20 protein-coding genes, 1 tRNA gene and 1 pseudogene are annotated in these 21257 nt (G+C 70.7%); 15 read left to right on the top strand and 7 right to left on the bottom strand.

Annotated features, from left to right (window positions below; translation table 11 throughout):
- The first annotated feature begins 240 nt into the window (after nucleotides 1-240).
- Nucleotides 241-717, top strand: a complete 477-nt coding sequence (locus tag ABZ794_RS09175; RefSeq protein ID WP_210784780.1) for a DUF4383 domain-containing protein — start codon at nucleotides 241-243, stop codon at nucleotides 715-717.
- A 6-nt stretch (nucleotides 718-723) separates the two neighbouring features.
- Here ABZ794_RS09175 and ABZ794_RS09170 read toward each other — a convergent pair whose 3' ends face one another.
- Together ABZ794_RS09170 and ABZ794_RS09165 are read right to left on the bottom strand one after the other, a co-directional pair.
- Entirely contained in the window at nucleotides 724-1422 is a 699-nt protein-coding gene (locus ABZ794_RS09170) for a TetR/AcrR family transcriptional regulator (protein WP_210784779.1), read from the bottom strand.
- Nucleotides 1423-1646: 224 nt separating this feature from the next.
- The gene (locus tag ABZ794_RS09165; RefSeq protein WP_210784778.1) at nucleotides 1647-2612 is read right to left on the bottom strand and encodes an acyl-CoA desaturase; all 966 of its coding nucleotides are present in this window, start codon (nucleotides 2610-2612) and stop codon (nucleotides 1647-1649) included.
- Between the two features lie 314 nt (nucleotides 2613-2926).
- On the opposite strand from ABZ794_RS09165, the gene ABZ794_RS09160 reads away from it, so the two are divergent.
- The 8 genes from ABZ794_RS09160 (at nucleotide 2927) to ABZ794_RS09125 (ending at nucleotide 10699) form a co-directional block, all read left to right on the top strand.
- Nucleotides 2927-2998 (top strand) — tRNA-Gln (locus tag ABZ794_RS09160).
- Nucleotides 2999-3108: 110 nt separating this feature from the next.
- On the top strand, nucleotides 3109-4668 hold the full coding sequence (glmU, locus tag ABZ794_RS09155) for a bifunctional UDP-N-acetylglucosamine diphosphorylase/glucosamine-1-phosphate N-acetyltransferase GlmU (RefSeq protein ID WP_210784777.1): 1560 nt from the start codon (nucleotides 3109-3111) through the stop codon (nucleotides 4666-4668).
- A gap of 58 nt (nucleotides 4669-4726) precedes the next feature.
- Nucleotides 4727-5707 carry a ribose-phosphate diphosphokinase gene (locus ABZ794_RS09150; protein ID WP_030329105.1) on the top strand — a complete coding sequence of 327 codons (981 nt, stop codon included), beginning with the start codon at nucleotides 4727-4729 and terminating at the stop codon, nucleotides 5705-5707.
- 333 nt (nucleotides 5708-6040) lie between these two features.
- Nucleotides 6041-6736, top strand: a complete 696-nt coding sequence (locus ABZ794_RS09145) for a 50S ribosomal protein L25/general stress protein Ctc (protein WP_238690820.1) — start codon at nucleotides 6041-6043, stop codon at nucleotides 6734-6736.
- Between the two features lie 94 nt (nucleotides 6737-6830).
- Nucleotides 6831-7421 carry an aminoacyl-tRNA hydrolase gene (pth, locus tag ABZ794_RS09140; protein WP_210784775.1) on the top strand — a complete coding sequence of 197 codons (591 nt, stop codon included), beginning with the start codon at nucleotides 6831-6833 and terminating at the stop codon, nucleotides 7419-7421.
- Between the two features lie 132 nt (nucleotides 7422-7553).
- Nucleotides 7554-8384: a 3'(2'),5'-bisphosphate nucleotidase CysQ gene (locus ABZ794_RS09135; RefSeq protein ID WP_091394622.1), complete on the top strand. Its 831-nt coding sequence runs from the start codon at nucleotides 7554-7556 to the stop codon at nucleotides 8382-8384.
- 75 nt (nucleotides 8385-8459) lie between these two features.
- Entirely contained in the window at nucleotides 8460-9371 is a 912-nt protein-coding gene (gene cysD, locus ABZ794_RS09130; RefSeq protein WP_210784774.1) for a sulfate adenylyltransferase subunit CysD, read from the top strand.
- A gap of 74 nt (nucleotides 9372-9445) precedes the next feature.
- Complete coding sequence (locus ABZ794_RS09125) at nucleotides 9446-10699, top strand: GTP-binding protein (protein ID WP_210784794.1); 1254 nt, start codon at nucleotides 9446-9448, stop codon at nucleotides 10697-10699.
- Between the two features lie 142 nt (nucleotides 10700-10841).
- On the opposite strand, the gene galK is transcribed toward ABZ794_RS09125, so the two are convergent.
- Both galK and galE read right to left on the bottom strand, forming a co-directional pair.
- Nucleotides 10842-12014, bottom strand: a complete 1173-nt coding sequence (gene galK / locus ABZ794_RS09120; RefSeq protein WP_357514947.1) for a galactokinase — start codon at nucleotides 12012-12014, stop codon at nucleotides 10842-10844.
- The gene (galE, locus tag ABZ794_RS09115; protein ID WP_210784772.1) at nucleotides 12011-12994 is read right to left on the bottom strand and encodes a UDP-glucose 4-epimerase GalE; all 984 of its coding nucleotides are present in this window, start codon (nucleotides 12992-12994) and stop codon (nucleotides 12011-12013) included. Before galE ends, galK begins: the two co-directional genes overlap by 4 nt.
- 195 nt (nucleotides 12995-13189) lie before the next feature.
- Between galE and ABZ794_RS09110 the strand changes: the two are divergent.
- The 6 genes and pseudogenes from ABZ794_RS09110 to ABZ794_RS09085 form a co-directional block, all read left to right on the top strand.
- A pseudogene (locus tag ABZ794_RS09110) lies at nucleotides 13190-14143 on the top strand (hemolysin family protein); the annotation flags it as partial.
- Nucleotides 14144-14374: 231 nt separating this feature from the next.
- The gene (gene trpS, locus ABZ794_RS09105; RefSeq protein ID WP_210784770.1) at nucleotides 14375-15400 is read left to right on the top strand and encodes a tryptophan--tRNA ligase; all 1026 of its coding nucleotides are present in this window, start codon (nucleotides 14375-14377) and stop codon (nucleotides 15398-15400) included.
- 25 nt (nucleotides 15401-15425) lie between these two features.
- Nucleotides 15426-15995: a 2'-5' RNA ligase family protein gene (locus tag ABZ794_RS09100; protein WP_210784769.1), complete on the top strand. Its 570-nt coding sequence runs from the start codon at nucleotides 15426-15428 to the stop codon at nucleotides 15993-15995.
- 109 nt (nucleotides 15996-16104) lie between these two features.
- On the top strand, nucleotides 16105-17031 hold the full coding sequence (locus ABZ794_RS09095; RefSeq protein WP_210784768.1) for a YhjD/YihY/BrkB family envelope integrity protein: 927 nt from the start codon (nucleotides 16105-16107) through the stop codon (nucleotides 17029-17031).
- Nucleotides 17031-17417: a GntR family transcriptional regulator gene (locus tag ABZ794_RS09090; RefSeq protein ID WP_210784767.1), complete on the top strand. Its 387-nt coding sequence runs from the start codon at nucleotides 17031-17033 to the stop codon at nucleotides 17415-17417. Before ABZ794_RS09095 ends, ABZ794_RS09090 begins: the two co-directional genes overlap by 1 nt.
- 81 nt (nucleotides 17418-17498) lie before the next feature.
- Nucleotides 17499-17936: a hypothetical protein gene (locus tag ABZ794_RS09085; RefSeq protein ID WP_210784766.1), complete on the top strand. Its 438-nt coding sequence runs from the start codon at nucleotides 17499-17501 to the stop codon at nucleotides 17934-17936.
- 4 nt (nucleotides 17937-17940) lie between these two features.
- Here ABZ794_RS09085 and ABZ794_RS09080 read toward each other — a convergent pair whose 3' ends face one another.
- The 3 genes from ABZ794_RS09080 to ABZ794_RS09070 all read right to left on the bottom strand — a co-directional run bounded on the left by ABZ794_RS09080 (nucleotide 17941) and on the right by ABZ794_RS09070 (nucleotide 21233).
- The gene (locus ABZ794_RS09080) at nucleotides 17941-18312 is read right to left on the bottom strand and encodes a VOC family protein (RefSeq protein ID WP_210784765.1); all 372 of its coding nucleotides are present in this window, start codon (nucleotides 18310-18312) and stop codon (nucleotides 17941-17943) included.
- 207 nt (nucleotides 18313-18519) lie between these two features.
- Nucleotides 18520-20154 carry a glycoside hydrolase family 13 protein gene (locus ABZ794_RS09075; RefSeq protein ID WP_210784764.1) on the bottom strand — a complete coding sequence of 545 codons (1635 nt, stop codon included), beginning with the start codon at nucleotides 20152-20154 and terminating at the stop codon, nucleotides 18520-18522.
- Nucleotides 20155-20186: 32 nt separating this feature from the next.
- The gene (locus ABZ794_RS09070) at nucleotides 20187-21233 is read right to left on the bottom strand and encodes a LacI family DNA-binding transcriptional regulator (RefSeq protein ID WP_210784763.1); all 1047 of its coding nucleotides are present in this window, start codon (nucleotides 21231-21233) and stop codon (nucleotides 20187-20189) included.
- Nucleotides 21234-21257 lie beyond the last annotated feature (24 nt).

Genomic DNA, 21257 nt, shown 5'->3' with positions numbered 1-21257 from the left:
AGGCCCGCGACGGAGTGCACGCCGGTCAGGGTGCCGGTCTTGGCCCGGACGCTGCCCGCGCCCGCGGCGGCCCGAGCTGCTCCGGGCGGTCAGGCTTGATCCCTGCGCAGCTCGGGCTCCGGCGAAAACCTGACTCGGTCCAGCCTGTCGGCGGACCCCTTCGGCTTTGGGGTTCTGCGGACAGTTAGTGCTTGCCTGGGCGACAATTCCCCTGAAACGGTCGCATCAGGGGGTCTGGGCATGCCGCATTTTCCGGTCAACCATCCGGCACGGCCGCTCTACCGGGTCCTCTCCGGGCTGATCGGCGTCTACATCCTGGTCTTCGGCGTCTGGGGCGTCGCCGAGACGATCGGGGACCCGCTCTTCGCCCGCACCAGCACCTGGGCCCTCGGGCTCCGGACCAACCTGGCCTTCTCGCTCGCCTCGGTGATCTTCGGGATCGTCCTGATCATCGGGGCCTCGCGGCGTACCAACCTCGGCCACTACATGAACCTCACCGCGGGCGTGGTGTTCCTGGTGACCAGCATCCTGATGATGTCGGTGCTGCAGACCGGAGCGAACTTTCTCAACTTCTCGATGTCGACAGTGGTGGTGTCGATGCTGTTCGGCCTGATCCTGCTCGGCACCGGCCTCTACGACAAGGTCGGTCCACCGGAATCCGCCGAGGCGGAGTTGGAACACCGCAAGCACCCGGTGGCCGACGTGCACCGCCGCTGATCGGGGTCAGTTGCGCCGCGCGGTGATCAGCGTCGGCTTCGCCTCCAGGTGCGACAACCCGTTCCAGGCCAGGTTGACGAGGTGCGCCGCCACCGTCTCCTTGCGCGGCTTACGCACCTCCAACCACCAGCGACCGGTCAACGCCACCATGCCGACCAGCGCCTGCGAGTACAGCTCGGCGAGCTTCGGGTCGTACCCGCGGCTCTTGTACTCGGCGCCCAGGATGTGCTCGACCTGGTGCGCCACGTCGTTCATGACGCTGCTGAAGGTGGCCGTGCCGGACATCAGCGGCGACTCGCGGACCAGCACCCGGAAACCGCTCGCCTCCTCCTCGATGTAGGTCAGCAGGGCCAACGCCGCCTGCTCGAGCAGCTCCCGCGGGTGCCCGGCGGTCAACGCCGTGGTGATCCGGTCCAACAGGGCCCGGACCTCGCGGTCCACCACCACCGCGTAGAGCCCTTCCTTGCCACCGAAGTGCTCGTACACCACCGGCTTGGAGACCTTGGCGCGGGCCGCCACCTCCTCGATGGAGGTGGCGTCGAAACCGCGCTCGGCGAAGAGTTGCCGGCCGGTCGCGATCAACTGCTCCCGGCGTTGGGCCGCCGACATGCGGACCCGGGAGGGAGCTTTGGCTTTCGGTGCCGCCGTCGGCGTCGCCCGTCGGCCGCCGACAGCTGCCGCCGCCTCGTCGCTGGCCTCGGGCATGTCGCCGCCTCGCTGGCGCTCGGTGACGCCCTGCCGTGGAATGGTTCCTCCGCTGTGCCCGTTCACGTCGTCGCCTCACTGTCGGGCGGTCCGACCGCCCTGACGCGCCGTTCGACCGTACCCGGCTCGGGCTCGGCTTCCCGTCCGCCGAGCCGCCTGGTCCCCCCGCATGGCTCGGTCACCCGGCCATCCTGCCAGGCGGCATCGTCGTGCACCGCCCGGTTTCAGTGGGGTGCGACCGGCTTCACCAGCTTGGCGGCGAGGCGCTCGGGCTTTGGCCAGCGCACCTGCGTTGCCGCGCCGGTCTTCTCGAACAACCAGATCACCCGGGCGGAGATGTCCACCTGACCGCGCAACACGCCGTGCCGGGCGCTGGTCGGGTCGGCGTGGTGCAGGTTGTGCCAGCTCTCGCCGAACGACAGGATCGCCAGCGGCCAGAAGTTCGACGCGCGGTCGCCCTGGCGCATCGCGAACGGACGCTCACCGTAGACGTGGCACACCGAGTTGATCGCCCAGGTGACGTGGTGCAGAAGGCCGATCCGGACCAGCCCGGCCCAGAAGAACGCGGTCAGTGCGCCCTGCCAGGACCAGGTCACCAGGCCGCCGATCAGCGCCGGGCCGAGCAGCGAGATGGCCACCAGCGCGGGGAAGAGCCGGTCGACCCGGCTGATGTCCCGGTCGGCGATGAGGTCCGGTGCGAAACGGCCGCGGTTGGACAGCTCCCGGCGGAAGAGCCAGCCCACGTGTGCGTGGAACAGGCCCCGGGTCAACGCCCAGAAGCTGGTGCCGAAGCGCCACGGCGAGTGCGGGTCGCCCTCCAGGTCGGAGAACGCGTGGTGGCGCCGGTGGTCGGCGACCCACTGAATGATCTCGCCCTGCACCGCCAGCGAACCCGCGACCGCCAGAGTCACCCGCAGCCACCGCTTGGCCTTGAACGAGCCGTGCGTGAAGTAGCGGTGGAAGCCGACGGTGATGCCGAGCCCGGAGACGACGTACCAGACCAGGCCGATGATCACGTCGGTCCAGCCCAGCCAGCCGCCCCACGCCACCGGTACGGCGACCAGCAGGGCGACGAAGGGGATCACCACGAAGGCCCAGAGGGCGGCCAGGATGCCGGGGGACTGGCTGCCGTCGGTGAGTGGTTTGGGGCCGGGTCCGGCGGTGTTGGAATCGAGCAGAGCAGTGGACATGGGACCTCGCAGGGGGATGGTAACGATCACGAAGCTACGCCTACGTCACCGTAACTTACGGCACCGTAGATCGCACGGGGAAGTTTCGAATCGCCTTCGCGTAACTGCTCGAAGTCGCAGGTCAGTCGGCCCGGCGGCGGGTACCTGACCGACCCGGGAAGCCGGGCGGTCGAGCTGCGGGCCGACCATCCCCAGAAGGTCGACGGCATCGACCGCCCGCCGTGAGACGGGATGAGCGCTGGCATCCGACGGCCGGGGCGCTAAGGTGTAGCGGCGGGATGTCCATCCCTCCTGCGACGTCCTCGCGTCGCTGATCGGCCGTGGTGTAATTGGCAACACCCGGGTCTTTGGTACCCGTATTTCAGGTTCGAACCCTGGCGGCCGAGCTGCCCACCTACGTCCGTTTTAGGATCTGGTGGGGGTAAGAGGGGAACGCGCCGGGCCCCGCGGCTAGCATGGCCGCGAGAGTGTCCGCCGTCCCGACGGGAGCCACGTCGTGCCCCAGCCCCACCTCCGTACCGTCGTCGTACTTGCCGCCGGTGAGGGCAAGCGGATGAAGTCGACACTGCCAAAGGTGCTGCACCCCCTGCTCGGTCGGACGCTCCTCGGTCACGTGCTGAGCGCCGCCGCCCCGTTGGGCGCGGACCGCACAGTCGTCGTGGTGGGGCACGGCGCCGACCAGGTGCGGGCGCACCTGTCCGAGGTCGCCCCGGACGCCACTCCGGTGCTCCAGGCCGAGCAGCTCGGCACCGGGCATGCCGTACGGATCGCGCTGGAGGCCGTACCGGACGGTGCCGGCACCGTCGTGGTGATCAACGGTGACGTTCCCCTGCTGCGGCCGGAGACGGTGGGCGCGCTGGTGACCGCGCACGAGGAGGCCGCCGCGGCGGCCACCGTGCTGGCCGCCGAGGTGCCCGACCCGACCGGCCTCGGGCGGATCGTGCGGGACGTCGACGGCCGCCTGCAGCAGATCGTCGAGGAGCGCGACGCCGACCCGACGCAGCGCGCGATCCGGGAGATCAACGCCGGCATCTACGCGTTCGACGCGGTGCGGCTGCGCGAGGCGCTGGGCAAGCTCTCCACCGACAACGACCAGGGCGAGGAGTACCTGACCGACGTGTTCGGTCTGCTCCGTTCCGCCGGTGAGCCGGTGGCGGTGCACGTCGCCGTGGACCACGTCGAGACGTTGGGCTGCAACGACCGGGTGGAGCTGTCCACGCTGCGTCGGCTGCTGCGCGACCGGATCAACGAGGCGTGGATGCGCACCGGGGTGAGCCTGCTCGACCCCGCCACCACCTGGATCGACGTGACTGTCGCGCTGGACCGGGACGCGGTGGTCGACCAGAACACCCAGTTGCGCGGCGGCACCGTGGTCGGCTCGGGCGCGCTGATCGGGCCGGACGTCACCCTGATCGACACGATCGTCGGCCCCGCCGCGTCGGTGGTCCGCAGCCACGCCGTCGGTGCCGAGGTGGGCGCGGGCGCGACCGTCGGGCCCTACGCGTACCTGCGGCCGGCCGCCCAGCTGGCCGAGAAGGCGAAGGTCGGCACGTTCGTCGAGGTGAAGAACTCGCAGATCGGCGCCGGCGCGAAGGTGCCGCACCTGACGTACGTCGGCGACGCGACGATCGGCGAGCAGACGAACATCGGCGCCGCGTCGGTCTTCGTGAACTACGACGGGGTCAACAAGCACCGCACTGTGATCGGCAGCCACGCGCGGACCGGTGCGGACAACATGTTCGTGGCACCGGTCGAGGTGGGTGACGGGGCGTACACGGCGGCCGGTTCGGTGATCATCGACGACGTGCCTGCCGGGGCGATGGGCGTCGCCCGGGCGCGCCAGCGCAACATCGAGGGCTGGGTGGTCAAGCGGCGCGCCGGCACTGCCGCGGCGGAGGCGGCGCAGCGGGCCCGCGACGCGAAGGATGCGCAGCCTGGCGGCGACGCCAAGGGTGCGTCCGGTACGACTGGTGCCGCAAGCCACAGTGAGGCAATCCACGGGGCGACCGAGACGGTGGGCGGCGCATCCGGCGCGGGAGATACTGCAACCGAATAGTCCCTGACCCACCAACACCGGGTCGGGTACCGCCGACATAACGGGAGCAGACGGGCCCATGGGCAGCATCGTCGCCGAAAACCGCAAAAGCCTGATGCTCTTTTCCGGACGTGGCTTTCCGGAGTTGGCCAAGGAGATCGGCGAGGTGCTCGGCGTCGCGCCGACGCCGGCCGACGCGTACGAGTTCGCCAACGGCGAGATCTTCGTACGGTTCAAGGACTCGGTACGTGGTTCGGACGCCTTCGTGGTGCAGTCCGTCACGCACGGGGTGAACACCTGGGTCATGGAGACCCTGATCATGGTGGACGCGCTGAAGCGGGGGTCGGCCAAGCGGATCACAGTGGTGCTGCCGTTCTACCCGTACGCCCGCCAGGACAAGAAGCACCGTGGTCGGGAGCCGATCTCCGCCCGACTGGTCGCCGACCTGTTGAAGACCGCCGGCGCGAACCGCATCCTCACCGTCGACCTGCACACCGCGCAGATCCAGGGCTTCTTCGACGGCCCGGTGGACCACCTCTTCGCGATGGACATCCTGGCCGAGTACGTGGAGCACAAGTACGCCGGCCGGCCGATGACAGTGGTGGCACCGGATTCGGGCCGGGTGCGGGTGGCCGAGCGGTGGACCGACCGGTTGGGCGGCTGCCCCCTGGCGTTCATCCACAAGACCCGTGACCCGATGAAGCCGAACCAGGTCGTGGCCAACCGGGTGGTCGGCGAGGTGGAGGGCCGGGTCTGCCTGATCGTCGACGACATGATCGACACCGGTGGCACCATCGCCAAGGCCGCCGACATCCTCAAGGAGTCGGGCGCGGCGGAGATCGTGGTCGCGTCCACCCACGCGCTGCTGTCCGACCCCGCCACCGAGCGGCTGAAGAACAGCTCGATCAGCGAGATCGTGGTGACGAACACCCTGCCGCTCCCGCCGGAGAAGCAGTTGGACAAGCTCACAGTGCTGTCGATCGCGCCGCTGCTGGCGCGGGCGATCCGGGAGGTCTTCGACGACGGCTCGGTGACCACCCTCTTCGGTGGCCTGAGCTGACCCTGAGCCCCGTTTCCGCCAGTCGACACGCTGGCGGGCGCGGGGCTGGCAAACTGGTGGAAACGGGGCCGGCACGCTGGTGGGAGCACCACCGACGCGCCGGTCTTGAGCCGTGATCGGGGACTGCCGGAAACCCTGGAAACAGCTCGGGTAGACTGGTGCGGTTGCCACGGCGAGGGTGCCCGGCGGGCCGCTGAAAAGCGCCGCACGGAGGCACCGTCATCGACGCGGTGCTCCGGGCAGTCGTTCATGACGCATGAGCCCCAGCGAGCCCCTCGCCCCAGCACCGTTAGACGACAAGCCGCCGCAGCGAAAAGCATCAGGAGTTTCCCCGTGTCCGAGGTAAAGATCAGCGCCGAGCCCCGTACCGAGTTCGGCAAGGGTGGTGCCCGCCGTACCCGCCGGGCCGGCAAGGTGCCCGCCGTGCTGTACGGCCACGGCGAGAAGCCCAAGCACATCGCGCTGCCGTCGCGGGAGTTCGCCGCCGCGATCCGCAAGGGCGGTGCCAACCAGCTCTTCGCGATCGACATCGCCGACGGCACCCAGGTGCTGGCGCTGCCGAAGGCGATCCAGCGTGACCCGATCCGCGACACCTTCGAGCACGTCGACCTGATCCTGGTCCGCCGGGGCGAGAAGGTCACCGTCGAGGTCCCGGTCCAGCTGACCGGCGAGGCCGCCCGGGACACCCTGATCGTGCACGACCACGACACCCTCTCGGTGACCGCGGACGCCACCAAGGTTCCGGACCACCTCGAGGCGTCGATCGAGGGCCTGGAGGCGGGCACCCTGGTGACCGCCGGCGATGTCGAGCTGCCGACCGGCGTCGAGCTGGCCGTCGACTCGGAGCTGACCGTCGCGTCGATCACCGCCGCCCCGACCGCCGAGCAGCTCGAGGCGACGCTGCCCGAGGTCGAGGTTGCCACCGACGAGGCCGAGGCCGAGGTCGGCGAGACCACCGAGGGCTCCGAGGGCGCGGACGCCGCCCCGGCCGAGGGCGCCGAGACGACCGAGGCGCGCACCGAGGCCTGATCGGTTCGTACTGTGCGACAGGCGTCCCCGGATGTTCGGGGGCGCCTGTCGGCATATCGGGAGTCGGTGGGATGGGCGTCGGAAGGGACGGGTCGTGACGGACGAGACGGGGCCGTGGCTGGTGGTCGGCCTGGGCAACCCGGGTCGGGAGTACGCCGGCAACCGGCACAACGTCGGGTTCATGGTGGCCGAGCTGCTGGCCGGGCGGGTGAGTGCGCGTTTCGGCCGGCACAAGCGGGCGGTGGCCGAGGTGGCCGAGGCGCGGCTGGGGTTCGGTGGGCCGAAGCTGGTGCTGGTCAAACCACTGACGTACATGAACCTCTCCGGCGGGCCGGTCGCGGCGTTGGCACAGTTCTACAAGGTGCCGACGACGCAGGTGATCGCGGTGCATGACGAGCTGGACATCGGCTTCGGCCAGGTGCGGGTCAAGTTCGGCGGCGGCGAGGGCGGGCACAACGGCCTGCGTTCGATGTCGAAGTCGTTGGGGACCAAGGACTACGCCCGGGTGCGGTTCGGCGTCGGCCGACCGCCGGGGCGGCAGGATCCGGCGGACTATGTGCTGTCGGATTTTGGCGCGGCCGAGCGCAAGGAGTTGGATTTCCTGGTGGACCGGGCCGCCGACGTGGTGGAGTCGGTGATCATCAAGGGCGTGGAGCCGACCCAGAACCTCTACCACGGCGGCTGAGCCGGGCGGGGCGTAGCCGAATCGGAAACGGCGGGCCGGTAGTCTGCGCCTTTCAGCGTGCCGCGACCGGCGACGCGAGTCGCGGCGGATCGGCCCGTGCGGGCAGCGTGGCGAGGCGACGGGAGCGGACAGATGAGCAGTCCTCCGATGATCGATGGCGCGTTTGCCCGATGGTTGGCGTCCCGGGCCGGGCAGGCGCTGCTCGACCTGCGCACGGAGATGGGTTTCGCCGACGCCGGTGCGCTGAAGTCGGCCGGGGACAAGGTGTCGCACGACCTGATCCGCACGGAGTTGGCGAAGTGGCGTCCGGGTGACGCGGTGCTCTCCGAGGAGGACGAGGGGTCGCGGTTGGCCTGGGCCGCGGAGGTGAACACCGGAGCGGTGTCACGGCTGAACGCGGACCGGGTGTGGATCGTCGACCCGTTGGACGGCACCCGGGAGTTCTCCGAGGAGGGCCGCTCGGACTGGGCGGTGCACGTGGCGCTCTGGGCGCGCAACGCGCCGAGCCCGCACGGCCTCGTCGCCGGGGCGGTGGGGCTGCCGGCGCAGCACCGGGTGCTGGGCACTGACTACCCGCCGGCGTACCCGCCGATGACTGTGGAGGCGGCGACGGCCGGCGAGCGGAAGATCCGCCTGGCCGCGAGCCGGAGCCGACCGCCGGTCTTCCTGACCGATCTGGCCGAGGACGTCGGGGCGCACCTGGTGCCGATGGGCTCGGCCGGAGCGAAAATCGCCGCAGTGGTCACCGGCGAGGTGGACGCGTACATCCACGCAGGTGGGCAGTACGAGTGGGACTCGGCGGCCCCGATCGCTGTGGCGACGGCCACCGGACTGCACGCTTCCCGGATCGACGGTTCTGCGCTGAAATACAACGAGGCGGATCCGCGGCTGCCCGACCTCCTGGTCTGCCGCAAGGATCTCGCCACCCGGTTGCTTGCAGCGCTGCAGAAACATTCCGGGTAGCCTGAGCGAACTTTCTTGACATGCCCGACCGGAAAGGTCTGGAAATCGGATGAGCGAGCGAATCGAGCCGCTGTCATGACCACCCCCGCGGCGTACCAGGTCTCCCACCTGGACGCCTTGGAAGCGGAGAGCATCTTCGTGATGCGCGAGGTGGTCGCCGAGATGGAACGCCCGGTGATGCTCTTCTCCGGTGGCAAGGACTCGATCGTCATGCTGCGGCTCGCGCAGAAGGCGTTCGCCCCGGCCAACGTCCCCTTCCCGGTGATGCACGTCGACACCGGGCACAACTTCCCCGAGGTCCTGGAATACCGCGACCAACGGGTCGCCGAGCTGGGGTTGCAACTCGTGGTGGCGAGCGTGCCGGAGGCCCTGGCCAGCGGCATGGTCCGGGAGTCCGGTGACGGCATGCGCAACCGGATCCAGACACCGGTCCTGCTGGACGCGGTGGAGAAGCACCGCTTCGACGCGCTGTTCGGAGGCGCCCGCCGGGACGAGGAGAAGGCCCGGGCGAAAGAGCGGGTGTTCAGCTTCCGCGACGAGTTCGGTCAGTGGGACCCGAAGAACCAGCGGCCGGAGCTGTGGTCGCTCTACAACGGCCGGCACCACCCGGGCGAGTCGATCCGAGTCTTCCCGCTGTCCAACTGGACCGAGCTGGACGTGTGGCACTACATCGCCCGGGAACGCATCCCGCTGCCGTCGATCTACTACGCGCACGAGCGTGAGGTGATCGAGCGGGACGGCATGTTCTACGCCGTCAACGAGTTCTTCCGCCCCCGCGCGGGTGAGGAGCGGTTCAAGGCGCAGGTGCGCTACCGCACCGTCGGCGACGCCTCCTGCACCGCCGCGGTCCGTTCCGAGGCGGACACCGTGGAGAAGGTCATCGAGGAGGTGGCGGCCACCCGGATCACCGAGCGCGGCGCCACCCGTGGTGACGATCGGGTCAGCGAGGCCGCCATGGAGGACCGCAAGCGGGAGGGCTACTTCTGATGAGCACCGAGATCGTGGCCGCCGCGAGCGCGGAGGCACGGGCTGTTACCGGGGCCGGGCCGGAGGCCCGGCCGATGGACCTGCTGCGGTTCGCCACCGCCGGCAGCGTGGACGACGGGAAGTCGACCCTGATCGGGCGGCTGCTCTACGACACCAAGTCGCTCTTCACCGACCAGTTGGCCGCCGTGGAGGCGGTCAGCGCGGCCCGCGGTGACGAATACACCAACCTGGCGTTGCTCACCGACGGTCTGCGGGCCGAGCGGGAGCAGGGCATCACCATCGACGTGGCGTACCGGTACTTCGCCACCCCCCGGCGCAAGTTCATCATCGCCGACACCCCGGGCCACACCCAGTACACCCGCAACATGGTCACCGGCGCATCGACAGCGGACCTGGCGCTGATCCTGGTGGACGCGCGCAAGGGCCTCGTCGAGCAGTCCCGTCGGCACGCGTTCCTCTGCTCCCTGCTGCGGGTGCCGCACCTGGTCCTCTGTGTCAACAAGATGGACCTGGTCGACTGGTCGCAGGAGGTCTACGAGCGGATCGCCGACGAGTTCACAGCGTTCGCGGCGAAGCTCGACGTACCGGACCTGACAGTGGTGCCGGTCTCCGCGTTGCGCGGCGACAACATCGTCACCCGGTCGGACAACATGCAGTGGTACGAGGGCCCGTCGCTGCTGCACCACCTGGAGCGGGTGCACATCGCCAGCGACCGCAACCTGGTCGACGTCCGGTTCCCGGTGCAGTACGTGATCCGTCCGCAGTCCACCACTGTCACCGACTACCGCGGCTACGCCGGCCAGGTCGCCTCCGGCGTGCTGAAGCCGGGCGACGAGGTGATGGTGCTGCCCTCCGGCTTCACCAGCCGGATCGCCGCCGTGGAGACCGCCGACGGGCCGGTCCCGGAGGCGTTCCCGCCGATGTCGGTGACGGTACGACTGGCCGACGAGATCGACATCTCGCGGGGTGACCTGATCTGCCGGCCGAACAACGCGCCGGCGGTGGCCCAGGACATCGAGGCGATGGTCTGCTGGATGGACGAGACGGCGCCGCTGCGGGTCGGCGGCCGGTACGCGATCAAGCACACCACCCGGTCGGCCCGGGCGATCGTGCGCGGGCTGCACTACCGGCTGGACATCAACTCCCTGCACCGCGACGAGTCCGCCGACGAACTGCGGCTCAACGAGATCGGCCGGGTGCGACTGCGCACGACGGTGCCGCTGCTGGCCGACGAGTACCGCCGTAACCGCACCACCGGCGGCTTCGTCATCATCGACGAGGCGACCAACCGCACGGTAGGCGCCGCCATGATCGTCGAAGCCACCTAACCCCTGCCTCGCGATCTTGCACTTTCTGCCCCGGCATAAGGGGCACACCAACCCATGTCGACAACGGAAACTGCAAGATCGGCGCGGCAGGGGCCTCTCCCGCCGAACAGCCCTAACTCACCCCGCACCGGCTCGGGTGGGGTTAGGGCAGCAGGCGGGTGGCGCCGGGGGAGGGGAGGACCGTCACGGTGCCGGGGGCGGTGAAACCTCGTTGCGCGTACGCGTCGGTCACGGCGGCCGCTACCGCGTCGGCACTTCCGGCCTCGATCAGCGCGAGCACACAGCCGCCGAAGCCACCGCCGGTCATCCGCGCGCCCAGCGCACCGGCCGCCAACGCTGCCTCGACCGCGGTGTCGATCTCCGGCACGGTGATCTCGAAGTCGTCGCGCATCGAGACGTGGGAGGCGGTCAGCAGCGGGCCGATGTCGCGGACCCGGGCGGCGCGCAGCAGTGCCACAGTGTCCAGGACACGCTGGTCCTCGGTCACCACGTGCCGGACCCGTCGCCGGGTCTCCTCGTCGTCGAGCCGCGCCAGTGCGACGTCGAGCTGGTCGACGCCCACGTCGCGCAGGGCGGCAACGCCGAGCGCGCTGGCCCCGGCCTCGCAGGAGCGACGGCGGGCCGCGTACTCCCCGTCGGCGTGGCGGTGCGGCGCCCGGCTGTCGATGACCAGCACAGCCAGCCCGTCGGCGTCCAGGTCGAACGGGATGTGCTCGACCGACTCGTCGCGGCAGTCCAGGAAGAGGGCGTGCCCAGCGCGGCAACGGATCGCGGCCGACTGGTCCATGATGCCGGTCGGCGCGCCCACGTAGACGTTCTCCGCCCGTTGCGCCAGCCGCGGCTGCAGTTCCGGGGCGAGCTTCAGCCCGCCGAGGTCGAGCAGGGCAGCCAGCACTGCCGACTCCAGCGCGGCCGAGGAGGAGAGCCCGGCGCCCAGCGGCACGTCGGAGGCGATCGCCAGCCGGGCGCCCGGCACCGGGTGACCGGCCTCGCGCAACGCCCAGACCACACCCGCGACGTACGCGCCCCAGCCGGTGACTCGACCCGCCTCGGCGACGTCGTCCGCGCCGAAGGTGATCGCCTCGCCGGACAGCTCGGACCAGACCGTCCAGTGCTCCCCGTCCTGCCGGTCGGCCGCTACGACGGTGCGCATCGGCAGGGCGAACGGCAGCACGAAGCCTTCGTTGTAGTCGGTGTGCTCACCGATCAGGTTGACCCGGCCCGGGGCTGCCCACCGGCCGGCAGCCTCGGCACCGAACTGCGCGGAGAAGCCGGCCGCGGCCCGCCCGGCGACGTCACTGCTCGGGTGGGTCATGACTGGCCCAGGATGTGCGTGCGGTAGAACGCCCAGGCATCCCCGACCATGTCGTGCAGGGTCGGCTTCTGCGGCACCCAGCCCAACTCGTCGCGGGCCAGTGCGGACGACGCCACCAACTCGGCCGGGTCGCCCTCGCGGCGCGGCGCGACCTCGACGGGCAGCTGGTGCCCGGTGACCTCGCGGACCACGTCGACGACCTGCCGGTTGGTGAAGCCGTTGCCGTTGCCCAGGTTGTAGATCCGGTGCTGGCCGCCGGTGGCCGCGTCAAGCGCCAGCAGATGCGCGCGGGCCAGGTCGGCGACGTGGATGTAGTCGCGGACGCAGGTGCCGTCCACAGTGGGGTAGTCGTCCCCGAAGAGTTGGAGCTTCTCCCGCCGGCCGGCGGCGACGTCCAGCGCGATCGGGATCAGGTGCGTCTCCGGGTCGTGCCGCTCGCCGAGCGTGATGTCGCCGTCGAGGTGGGCGCCGGCCACGTTGAAATAGCGCAGCGACACGGCGGCCAGCCCGTGCGCGATCGCCTCGGAGGTGAGTGCCATGTCGACGGCGAGTTTGGTGGCGCCGTACGTGTTGGTGGGTGCCTTTACCGCGTTCTCGGTGATGGGCAGCTCGGTGGGGTTGCCGTAGACGGCGGCGGTGGAGGAGAAGACCATCCGGGGCACCCCCGCGGCCCGGACCGCGTCGATCAGGGCGAGCGTGCCGATGGTGTTGTTCTGCCAGTACAGCTCCGGCTTGACCATCGACTCGCCGGCGGCGATCAGGGCGGCGAAGTGCAGCACCCCGTCGAACCCGGCGTCCGCGGTGATGACCTGGGCGGCGTCGTGGATGGACGCCTCCACGTGGGTGGCGTCCGGGGCGAGGGCTTCGCGGTGGCCGGTGCGCAGGTCGTCCAGGATGACCACCTGGTGACCGGCGTCGAGCAGCATCCGGGTCACCACGCTCCCGATGAAGCCGGCGCCCCCGGTGACGAGCAGTTTCACGTCGTTGCCTCCTGCCTGGCCCGCCCGGGACGTGGCCCTTCGGTGATCACACTAGGGCGGTGGCCGGCGCTCTCGCCGTCGCCACCGTCAAGCCCATTCCATCATAATCTCTCATGATTAAACAGAGCCGAACATCTCTCCGCCGCTCCGCGTGATCCCCGGCGTGGTGGGCCCACGGTGTCTACCATCTCTGTCATGCGGGAAGCGGCCCGTACCGGGCTCCGGCGACACGCGCGGGCACATCCCCGCCGCGACCCTGGCCCGCTCGCCCGGGCCGTCGCCCGGGTGCTGGTGCGCGCCGCGGATGGCGCCACCCGACTCGTCACCGATCTGCTCGGGACCGGTCCGACGGCCGGCCGGGAGCACATCTCCGAGGCCGATCTGCGGGACCTGGTCGCGGCGAACACGGTGCTCGACCCGGACGAGCGGCGGATCATCGACGAGGTCCTGGTGGCCGGTGCCAGTCTGATCCGCGAGGTGATGATGCCGCGTACCGAGGTGGTCTTCCTCCCGGCGCGGCTGACAATCGTCGAAGCCGCCCGACTGGTCCGCGCCGAAACGCACACCCGTTATCCGGTCACCGACGGCACGCACGACGACGTGGTCGGCTTCGTGCACCTCCGTGACGTACTGCTGCGCCCGGACACCGACCCGTGCGTCACCGTCGGCGAGTTGGCCCGCGAGGTGAAGCGGCTCCCGGGCAGCAAACGGGTGCTCGCCGCGCTGACCGAGATGCGCCGGGAGGGCCAGCACCTCGCGGTGGTGGTCGACGAGTACGGCGGCACGGCCGGGATCATCACCCTGGAGGACCTCATCGAGGAGTTGATCGGCGAGATCCACGACGAGTACGACGCCACCCCGGACCCGGTGCACGCCGGCCTGCCCGCCGTGGTGGACGGCCGCCTCAACCTCGCTGACTTCGCCGAGCGGACCGGGGTGGCACTACCCGCCGGACCGTACGAGACGGTGGGCGGGTTCGTCATGGCCGCGCTGGGCCGGCTCCCGGTGACCGGCGACGAGGTGCCGGTGCCGGATGAGCCCGCCGAGGTCGGCGCACCCGATCCGGCCGAGCTGCCGGCCGGCTGGCTGCTGCGGGTGCTCACGTTGGACGGCCGCCGAGTGGCCCGACTCGCCGTCTCCGCCGCCCGCACCACCGAGCAGAGCACCGAGCGGCGCCGCGAGTCCGGGTCGGTCCCGGCGGGCGGCCCCGAGCCGGCCCGGGAGGCGGTGGCGGGGCAGCACCGCCGGGTCGCGGTCGGGCCGACTCGCCGGGTCGGCGCGGGCGAACCACGCGAGGTCAGCACCCCGGCACCGGCGGGCCGGAGCCGACCCGCCGGCCCGTCATGACGGACCGGGTTGCTTGCTGACAGAATTATCGCCATGTCCGACGTTCCCGCCCGGCCCCGCGTCTTCTCCGGCATCCAGCCGACAGCCGACTCGTTCCACCTCGGCAACTATCTCGGCGCGGTGCGGCACTGGGTGGCGCTACAGGACACCCACGACGCGTTCTACTGCGTGGTGGACCTGCACGCCATCACCGCGGGGCACGATCCGGCGCTGCTGCGCCAGCGGACCCGGGTGGCCGCCGCCCAGCTCTTCGCGGTCGGGCTCGACCCGGAACGCAGCACCCTGTTCGTCCAGTCGCAGGTGCCCGAGCACCCGCAGCTGGCCTGGGTGCTCGGCTGCATCACGGGCTTCGGCGAGGCCAGCCGGATGACCCAGTTCAAGGACAAGTCGCAGAAGCAGGGTAACGAGCGGGCCAGCGTCGGGCTGTTCACCTATCCGGTCCTCCAGGCCGCCGACATCCTGCTCTACCAGGCCAACGCGGTCCCGGTCGGCGAGGACCAGCGCCAGCACCTGGAGCTCTCCCGGGATCTGGCGCAGCGATTCAACTCGCTGTTCGGCGCGACGTTCACGGTGCCCGCTCCGCACATCGTCAAGGACACTGCGAAGATCACCGACCTGCAGGACCCGACCGCGAAGATGTCGAAGTCGTCGTCCTCGCCGGCCGGCATCATCGACCTGCTCGACGATCCGGCCCGGTCCGCGAAGAAGATCCGTTCGGCGGTGACCGACACCGGTCGGGAGATCGTCTTCGACGCCGAGACCAAGCCGGGTGTGTCCAACCTGTTGACCATCTACTCGGCGCTCAGCGGCCGCGGCATCGACGAGCTGGTGGCCGCGTACGCGGGCCGTGGCTACGGCGATCTGAAGAAGGAGCTGGCCGAGGTGGTGACGGACTTCGTCCGGCCGATCCAGGAGCGCACCCGCGCCTACCTCGACGATCCGGCGCAGCTGGACAAGCTGCTCGCGGCCGGCGCGGAGAAGGCCCGTGCGGTGGCCGCGACGACCCTGCGGTCCGCGTACGAGCGGGTCGGGTTCTTCCCGCCCGTGCGCGGCGAGTAGCTCCGCGGTACAGGTGGACGGCTCGGTGGTCGGAGGGGCGGCGCGAAGCGTGGATCGCAGTGGCGGGGTGCCGCCGGCCGGCGACACCATCCAGATCGGCATCGCGGTGGACATCCCCGAGCCGTGGGGTGCCCTGCTCACCCGGCGGCGGGTCGAGGCCGGTGATCCGCTGGCGGTGCCCGCGCACGTGACGTTGCTCGGGCCCACTGAGATCCGGACGGCCAACCTGCCGGCGGTCGAGCGGCACCTGGCCGCCGTAGCCGCCGCGCACCTGCCGTTCACGCTGCACCTGCGGGGCACCGGCACGTTCCGTCCGGTCACCCAGGTGGTGTTCGTCGCGGTGGCCGCCGGGATCAGTGAGTGCGAGCTGCTGGCCGCGGCCATCGCCGCGGCGCCGGGCCTGCACCGCGAACTCCGGTTCCCGTACCATCCGCACGTCACAGTGGCTCAGGACGTCGCACCGGAGGCCCTGGACAAGGTGTACGAGGATCTGGCCGACTTCTCCGCGATGTTCGAGGTCGACGGGTTCACCCTCTTCTCGCACAGCGGGCAGGCCAGGTGGCAGCCGCGTCGGGACTTCTGCCTCGGCAACTGAAGCGCCGGCAACCGAACCGTCAGCACCTGAAGCATCTGCGACGCGCCGGCCGGCGAGCATCGGGAGCCGGTTGCCACTACAGCGGTGGGAGATCGGCGAGGATGATCGCGTGAACGTGATCGGCCAGATCGAGGCGGGCATCGACCGCTGGGTGAGCGCCGCGCGCCACCGGTCGGGGCTCTTCGATCACGTGTGGCGGGCCGGGGTGCTGTACGGCGAGGTGCTGGCCGGCCGATTGGCCGCCGCCATCGCCTACTACGGCTTCTTCGCCGTGTTCGCCCTCGCCCTTGTCGCGTTCTCCATCTTCGGGGCGATCCTGGAGGACAACGACGAGGTCAGCGCGGCGGCGGCCGACTTCCTCAAGGAGAATCTGCCGTTCCTGGACGCCGAGCAGATCGCCAACTCCAGCGGCACTGTCGGTGTGGTCGGCCTGGTCATCCTGGTCTTCACCGGGATCGGTTGGGTCGAGGCCATCCGGTCCTCGCAGCGGTTGATGTACCAGCTCAACCAGCAGCCGGGCAATCTGGTGGTGCGGCGGCTCGTCGACCTGGGCGTGATGATCGGCATCTTCGTGCTGCTCGGCGTCTCGGTCGCGGCGGTGGACGCGTTGGAGTCGCTGCTGCGTTTCCTGCTGCGCAGCACCGGGTCGGTGGGTCTGACCACCATCAGCGCGGTGCTCAGCGTGCTGGTCAACACAGTGCTCGCCACCGCGTTGCTGCTGGCAGTGCCCCGGCTGCGGATGAGCCGGTCCCGGCTGCGCCCGGTGGTGGTACTGGTGGCTGTCGGCATCACGCTGCTGAACACCGTCGGGCGATACTACGTGGTGCGGACCGAGCGGAACCCGGCGTACACCGTGGTGGCCGGCGCCGTTGGTCTGCTGCTGTACCTCTACCTGCTCAACCAGTTGGTGCTGTTCGGCGCGGCGCTCCTGGCGACCAGCACCAACGGCCGAGTGGTGGACCTGGCGGAAACCCCCGCCCCACCGAAGGATGTCGACGAGGGCATCGACCCCGGTGCGCCGGGCGGTGCGGGCTGATGACGGAAGGCGCGCAGGTGCTGATCTCGGTCGACCCGGATTCGTCGGTGCCCCCGTACGAGCAGGTGCGCGTGCAGCTTGCCGAGCTGATCGGCGACGGCCGGTTGCCGGTGGGCAGCCGACTGCCCACCGTCCGGCAGCTCGCCGCCGACCTGCGGTTGGCCGCGAACACGGTGGCCCGCGCCTATCGGGAGTTGGAGGCGGCCGGGCTGTTGAAGACCCGGGGGCGCAACGGCACCTTCGTCGCCCCCGGGCGGAACGACGCCGTCGACCGGTTGCAGCGGGCGGCGGCCGGCTACGCGGCGGAGGCCGCCCGGCTCGGCGTGCCGCCGGCCACCGCGCTCGCCCTGGTCCGCGCCGCCCTGGACGCGGTCCGCCCCGGCTGACCGGCCGCCGATCGACCGTCGGACGGGCGATAACTGAGCAGAACGGCGTCGTCGCTCGCGTTCGCGGACCATGATGAGCCGGTGGGCGCACTCATGACACTGGACCTGCCGGCGGACTCACCGCTCCTCGGCCTGCCATGGATCATCACTTTCGGTCCGCTCGGCGATCTCGACGAGTGGGAGCCGGTGGTCTGCGGGCCGTACGAGCGACCGCACGCGTTGGCCCTGGCCGAGGCGGTGGTGGCCGAGGAGCAGCTGATGGCCGTGGTGGAGCCGTTGCTGCCGGCGCTGTCCGCCGACGAGATCCGCAGTGAGATCGCCGCCGCGCAGGTCGCCGCCGAGGACGAGGCCCGTCAGGTGGAGGGGGCCGACCTGTACGGGGACTTCGAGGACGTGATCGACGAGGAGTTGGACGCGGCAGCCGACGAGGCCGGCCACGGTGAGCCCGCCGAAGCGCCGGACGAGGCCGAGGTACGCGCCGGCTTCACCCGGATCGCGGCGTTGCTCACCGCGAAGTGAGACGTCAGCGGGTCGGCGCGCGGTCCAGTACGCAGAACTCGTTGCCCTCGGGATCGGCGAGCACCGTGAACTGTTCGGCTCCGGTCTGCCCGACGTCGACCTGCCGCGCGCCGAGGCCCACCAGCCGCCGTACCTCGGACTGGGGGTCCGTGTCCGCGACCAGGTCGAGGTGCAGCCGGTTCTTGCCCCGCTTGGCGGTGCCCGAGCCCTGCAACCACACGGTGGGCGCGGCGGCGGACGGCTGCCCCGGCGGCCAGAGCTTGGCGCTGCCGTCGTCGCCCTTCTCGACCTCGTAGCCGAGCGCCGCGGACCAGAACGAGACCATCAGGTCCAGGTCCTCGACGTCGAGCGTGCACTGGGCGATCCGTACCACCATGGGGTCACCTCCGTAGTAATGGTGCCCAATGCGGTACCCGTGACATCTGCGGGTCTAACCACCGGCGGCACACGGACACCGGCGCCACGCGGAGCGGACTCCGCGCGGCGCCGGTGGCACCTCACCCCCCACCACAAGGGGCCGGTAGCCCAGTCGCCCGCCGGCGCGGGGCACGACGAACGACCAGGTCGAGAACGAGTTACCCGTTCAGCGCCGTTCCAACCAGACTGCCGCGTCAATTGGCAGCAGCTGGCCGGAGCCCTGTTCGGTGAGCTCGTCGCTGGCGACGAGCGGCTGACCGTACCCGTCGATCAGGACCGGCGCGCCGCTGAAGTTGACCACGCAGGTCAGCACTGAGGCGCCGGCTGAGCGGGAGAAGGCCAGCACGCCCGGCTCGCTCTCCCGCCAGGTCAACCCGTCGGCGTCGAGGGCGAGCGCGGGATGAACGTGGCGGATCCGCAGCGCGGTCCGGTACAGCTCCAGGGTCGAGCCGGACACGCCGGTCTGCGCCGCGACGGACAGCGCCTGCCAGAGCGCCGGGGCGGGTAGCCAGCTCAGCTCACTGCCGGCCGGTCCGAAGCCGTACGGGGCCAGCTCGCCGCTCCACGGGATGGGCACCCGGCAGCCGTCGCGGCTCTCGCCGGTGCGCAGGAACGCCGGATCCTGGCGCAGCTCGTCGGGGAGGTCGAGGACCTCCGGCAGGCCCAGTTCCTCGCCCTGGTAGAGGTAGGCGCAGCCGGGCAGGGCGAGCATCAGCAGGCTGGCGGCCCGGGCTCGGCGCAGCCCTTCGACGCCGTCGCCGTACCGGGTGACGTGCCGCTGCTTGTCGTGGTTGGACAGCACCCAGGTGGTCGGCGCCCCGACCACTGTCGCCTCGGCCAACGCGGTGTCGATCACCTTGCGGAACGAGTCGGCCGACCAGGTGGCGTCGAGGAAGTCGAAGCTGAACGCCTGGTGCAACTCGTCCGGACCGATGTAGCGGGCCAGGCGCTGTGGTGTCTCGGCCCACGCTTCGGCGACCGCCATCCGGCCACCCGGGTAGCTGTCCAGGATGGGCCGCCAGGCCCGGTAGATCTCGTGCACCTCGTCCTGGTCGAAGTACGGCAGCCGGCCCTTGCCGAGCAGTTCGACCTGGCGCTGGCCGGTGGTCGCCGTGCTGAAGCCGACGTCCGGCAGCCCTTCCGCCTTGATCATGCCGTGCGCCACGTCGACGCGGAATCCGTCGACGCCCCGGTCCAGCCAGAACCGCAGCACGTCCTCGAACTCGGTGCGGACCTCCGGGTGACGCCAGTTCAGGTCCGGCTGCGACGGGTCGAACAGGTGCAAATACCACTGACCGTCAGCGATCCGGGTCCAGGCGGGGCCGCCGAAGATGCTCTCCCAGTCGTTCGGGGGCAACTCGCCGTGGGTGCCCTTGCCGTCGGCGAAGAGGTAACGGGCCCGCTCCGGTGAGCCGGGGCCGGCGGCGAGCGCGGCGGTGAACCAGCGGTGCGCGCTGGAGGTGTGGTTGGGCACCAGGTCGACGATGATCCGCAGGCCGTGGGCGTGCGCGTCGGTGATCATCGCGTCGAAGTCGGCGAGGGTGCCGAACATCGGGTCGACGTCCCGGTAGTCGGCCACGTCGTACCCGCCGTCGATCATCGGCGACGTGTAGAAGGGTGTGAGCCACAGCGCGTCCACCCCGAGTTCGCGCAGGTACGGCAGGCGCTGCCGGATGCCCTGGAGGTCGCCGGTGCCGTCGCCGTCGCTGTCGGCGAAGCTGCGGACGTACACCTGGTAGACGACCGCGGAGCGCCACCAGTCGTCGTCGGTGGCGTGCGGCGGGGTGGCGGTGCTGATCATTCGAGCAATATGCCGGCCCGCCGCTGCAAGAGTCAAGCAGATCTTGCGTAAGAGAGGCGTGCGGAGGTCGGCGCGACAGCTGTGGAGCCGCGCACCACCAGCTCCGGGCGGAACAGGTACTCCGAGTGCGGGGCGCCGTGCCCGTTGATCTCGTCCACCAGGGCGCGGACGGCGGCCACCGCCATCGCGGTGACCGGCTGCCGCATGGTGGTCAGCGGCGGATCGGTGAAGGCCATCAGTGGGGAGTCGTCATAGCCGACCACGGAGAGGTCGTCGGGGACGTCGAGGCCGCGTTGACGGGCGGCCCGGATCGCGCCGAGCGCCATCAGGTCGGAGCCGCAGACCACGCCGGTGACGCCGCGGTCCAACAGGCGGCCGGCCGCCGCCTCGCCACCCTCCACCCCGAACAGTGACAGCTCGGCCAGCGGGCCCAGGTCGGCTTCGGCGACGCCGGCCAGCCGGGTCATCGCGGAGCGCCAGCCAGCCACCTTGCGCTGCACCGGGACGAACCGGTCCGGGCCGGTGATCAGGCCGATCCGGCGGTGCCCGAGCGCGACCAGGTGGGCGACGGCCAGTTCGGCCGCCTCCCGGTCGTCGCAGGAGACGAAGGGCGCGCCGATGCCGGGCACGTACCCGTTGATCATCACGACCGGCAACGGCCGGGCGAGCAGCGCCCGGTAGCGGTCGTGGTTGGCGGCCGTGTCGGCGTGCAGGCCGGAGACGAAGACGATCCCGGAAACCTGCCGGTCCAGCAGCATCTCCACGTACTCGTCCTCGGTCACGCCGCCGGCGGTCTGAGTGCAGAGCACCGGGGTGAAACCGCTCTGCGCCAGTGTGGACTCGATGACCTGGGCGAAGGCGGGGAAGATCGGGTTGTCCAGCTCCGGCACCACCAGGCCGACCAGGCCTGCGCTGCGCTTACGCAGCCGGGCCGGGCGCTCGTACCCGAGCACGTCGAGGGCGGTGAGGACGGCCTGCCGGGTCTCCGGGGCCACGCCGGGGCGGTCGTTGAGCACCCGCGACACCGTGGCCTCGCTGACTTCGGCCTGCTGGGCGATGTCGGACAGTCGAGCGCGCATGGCGGCACTTTAGCCCACCGGCAA

It is taken from the genome of Micromonospora sp. NPDC047187 (genome assembly GCF_040643355.1).
In the GTDB taxonomy this organism is placed as follows: domain Bacteria; phylum Actinomycetota; class Actinomycetes; order Mycobacteriales; family Micromonosporaceae; genus Micromonospora; species Micromonospora salmantinae.
The sequence above is the reverse complement of the archived record's forward strand: the minus strand, read 5'-3'. Positions and strand labels throughout refer to the sequence as shown.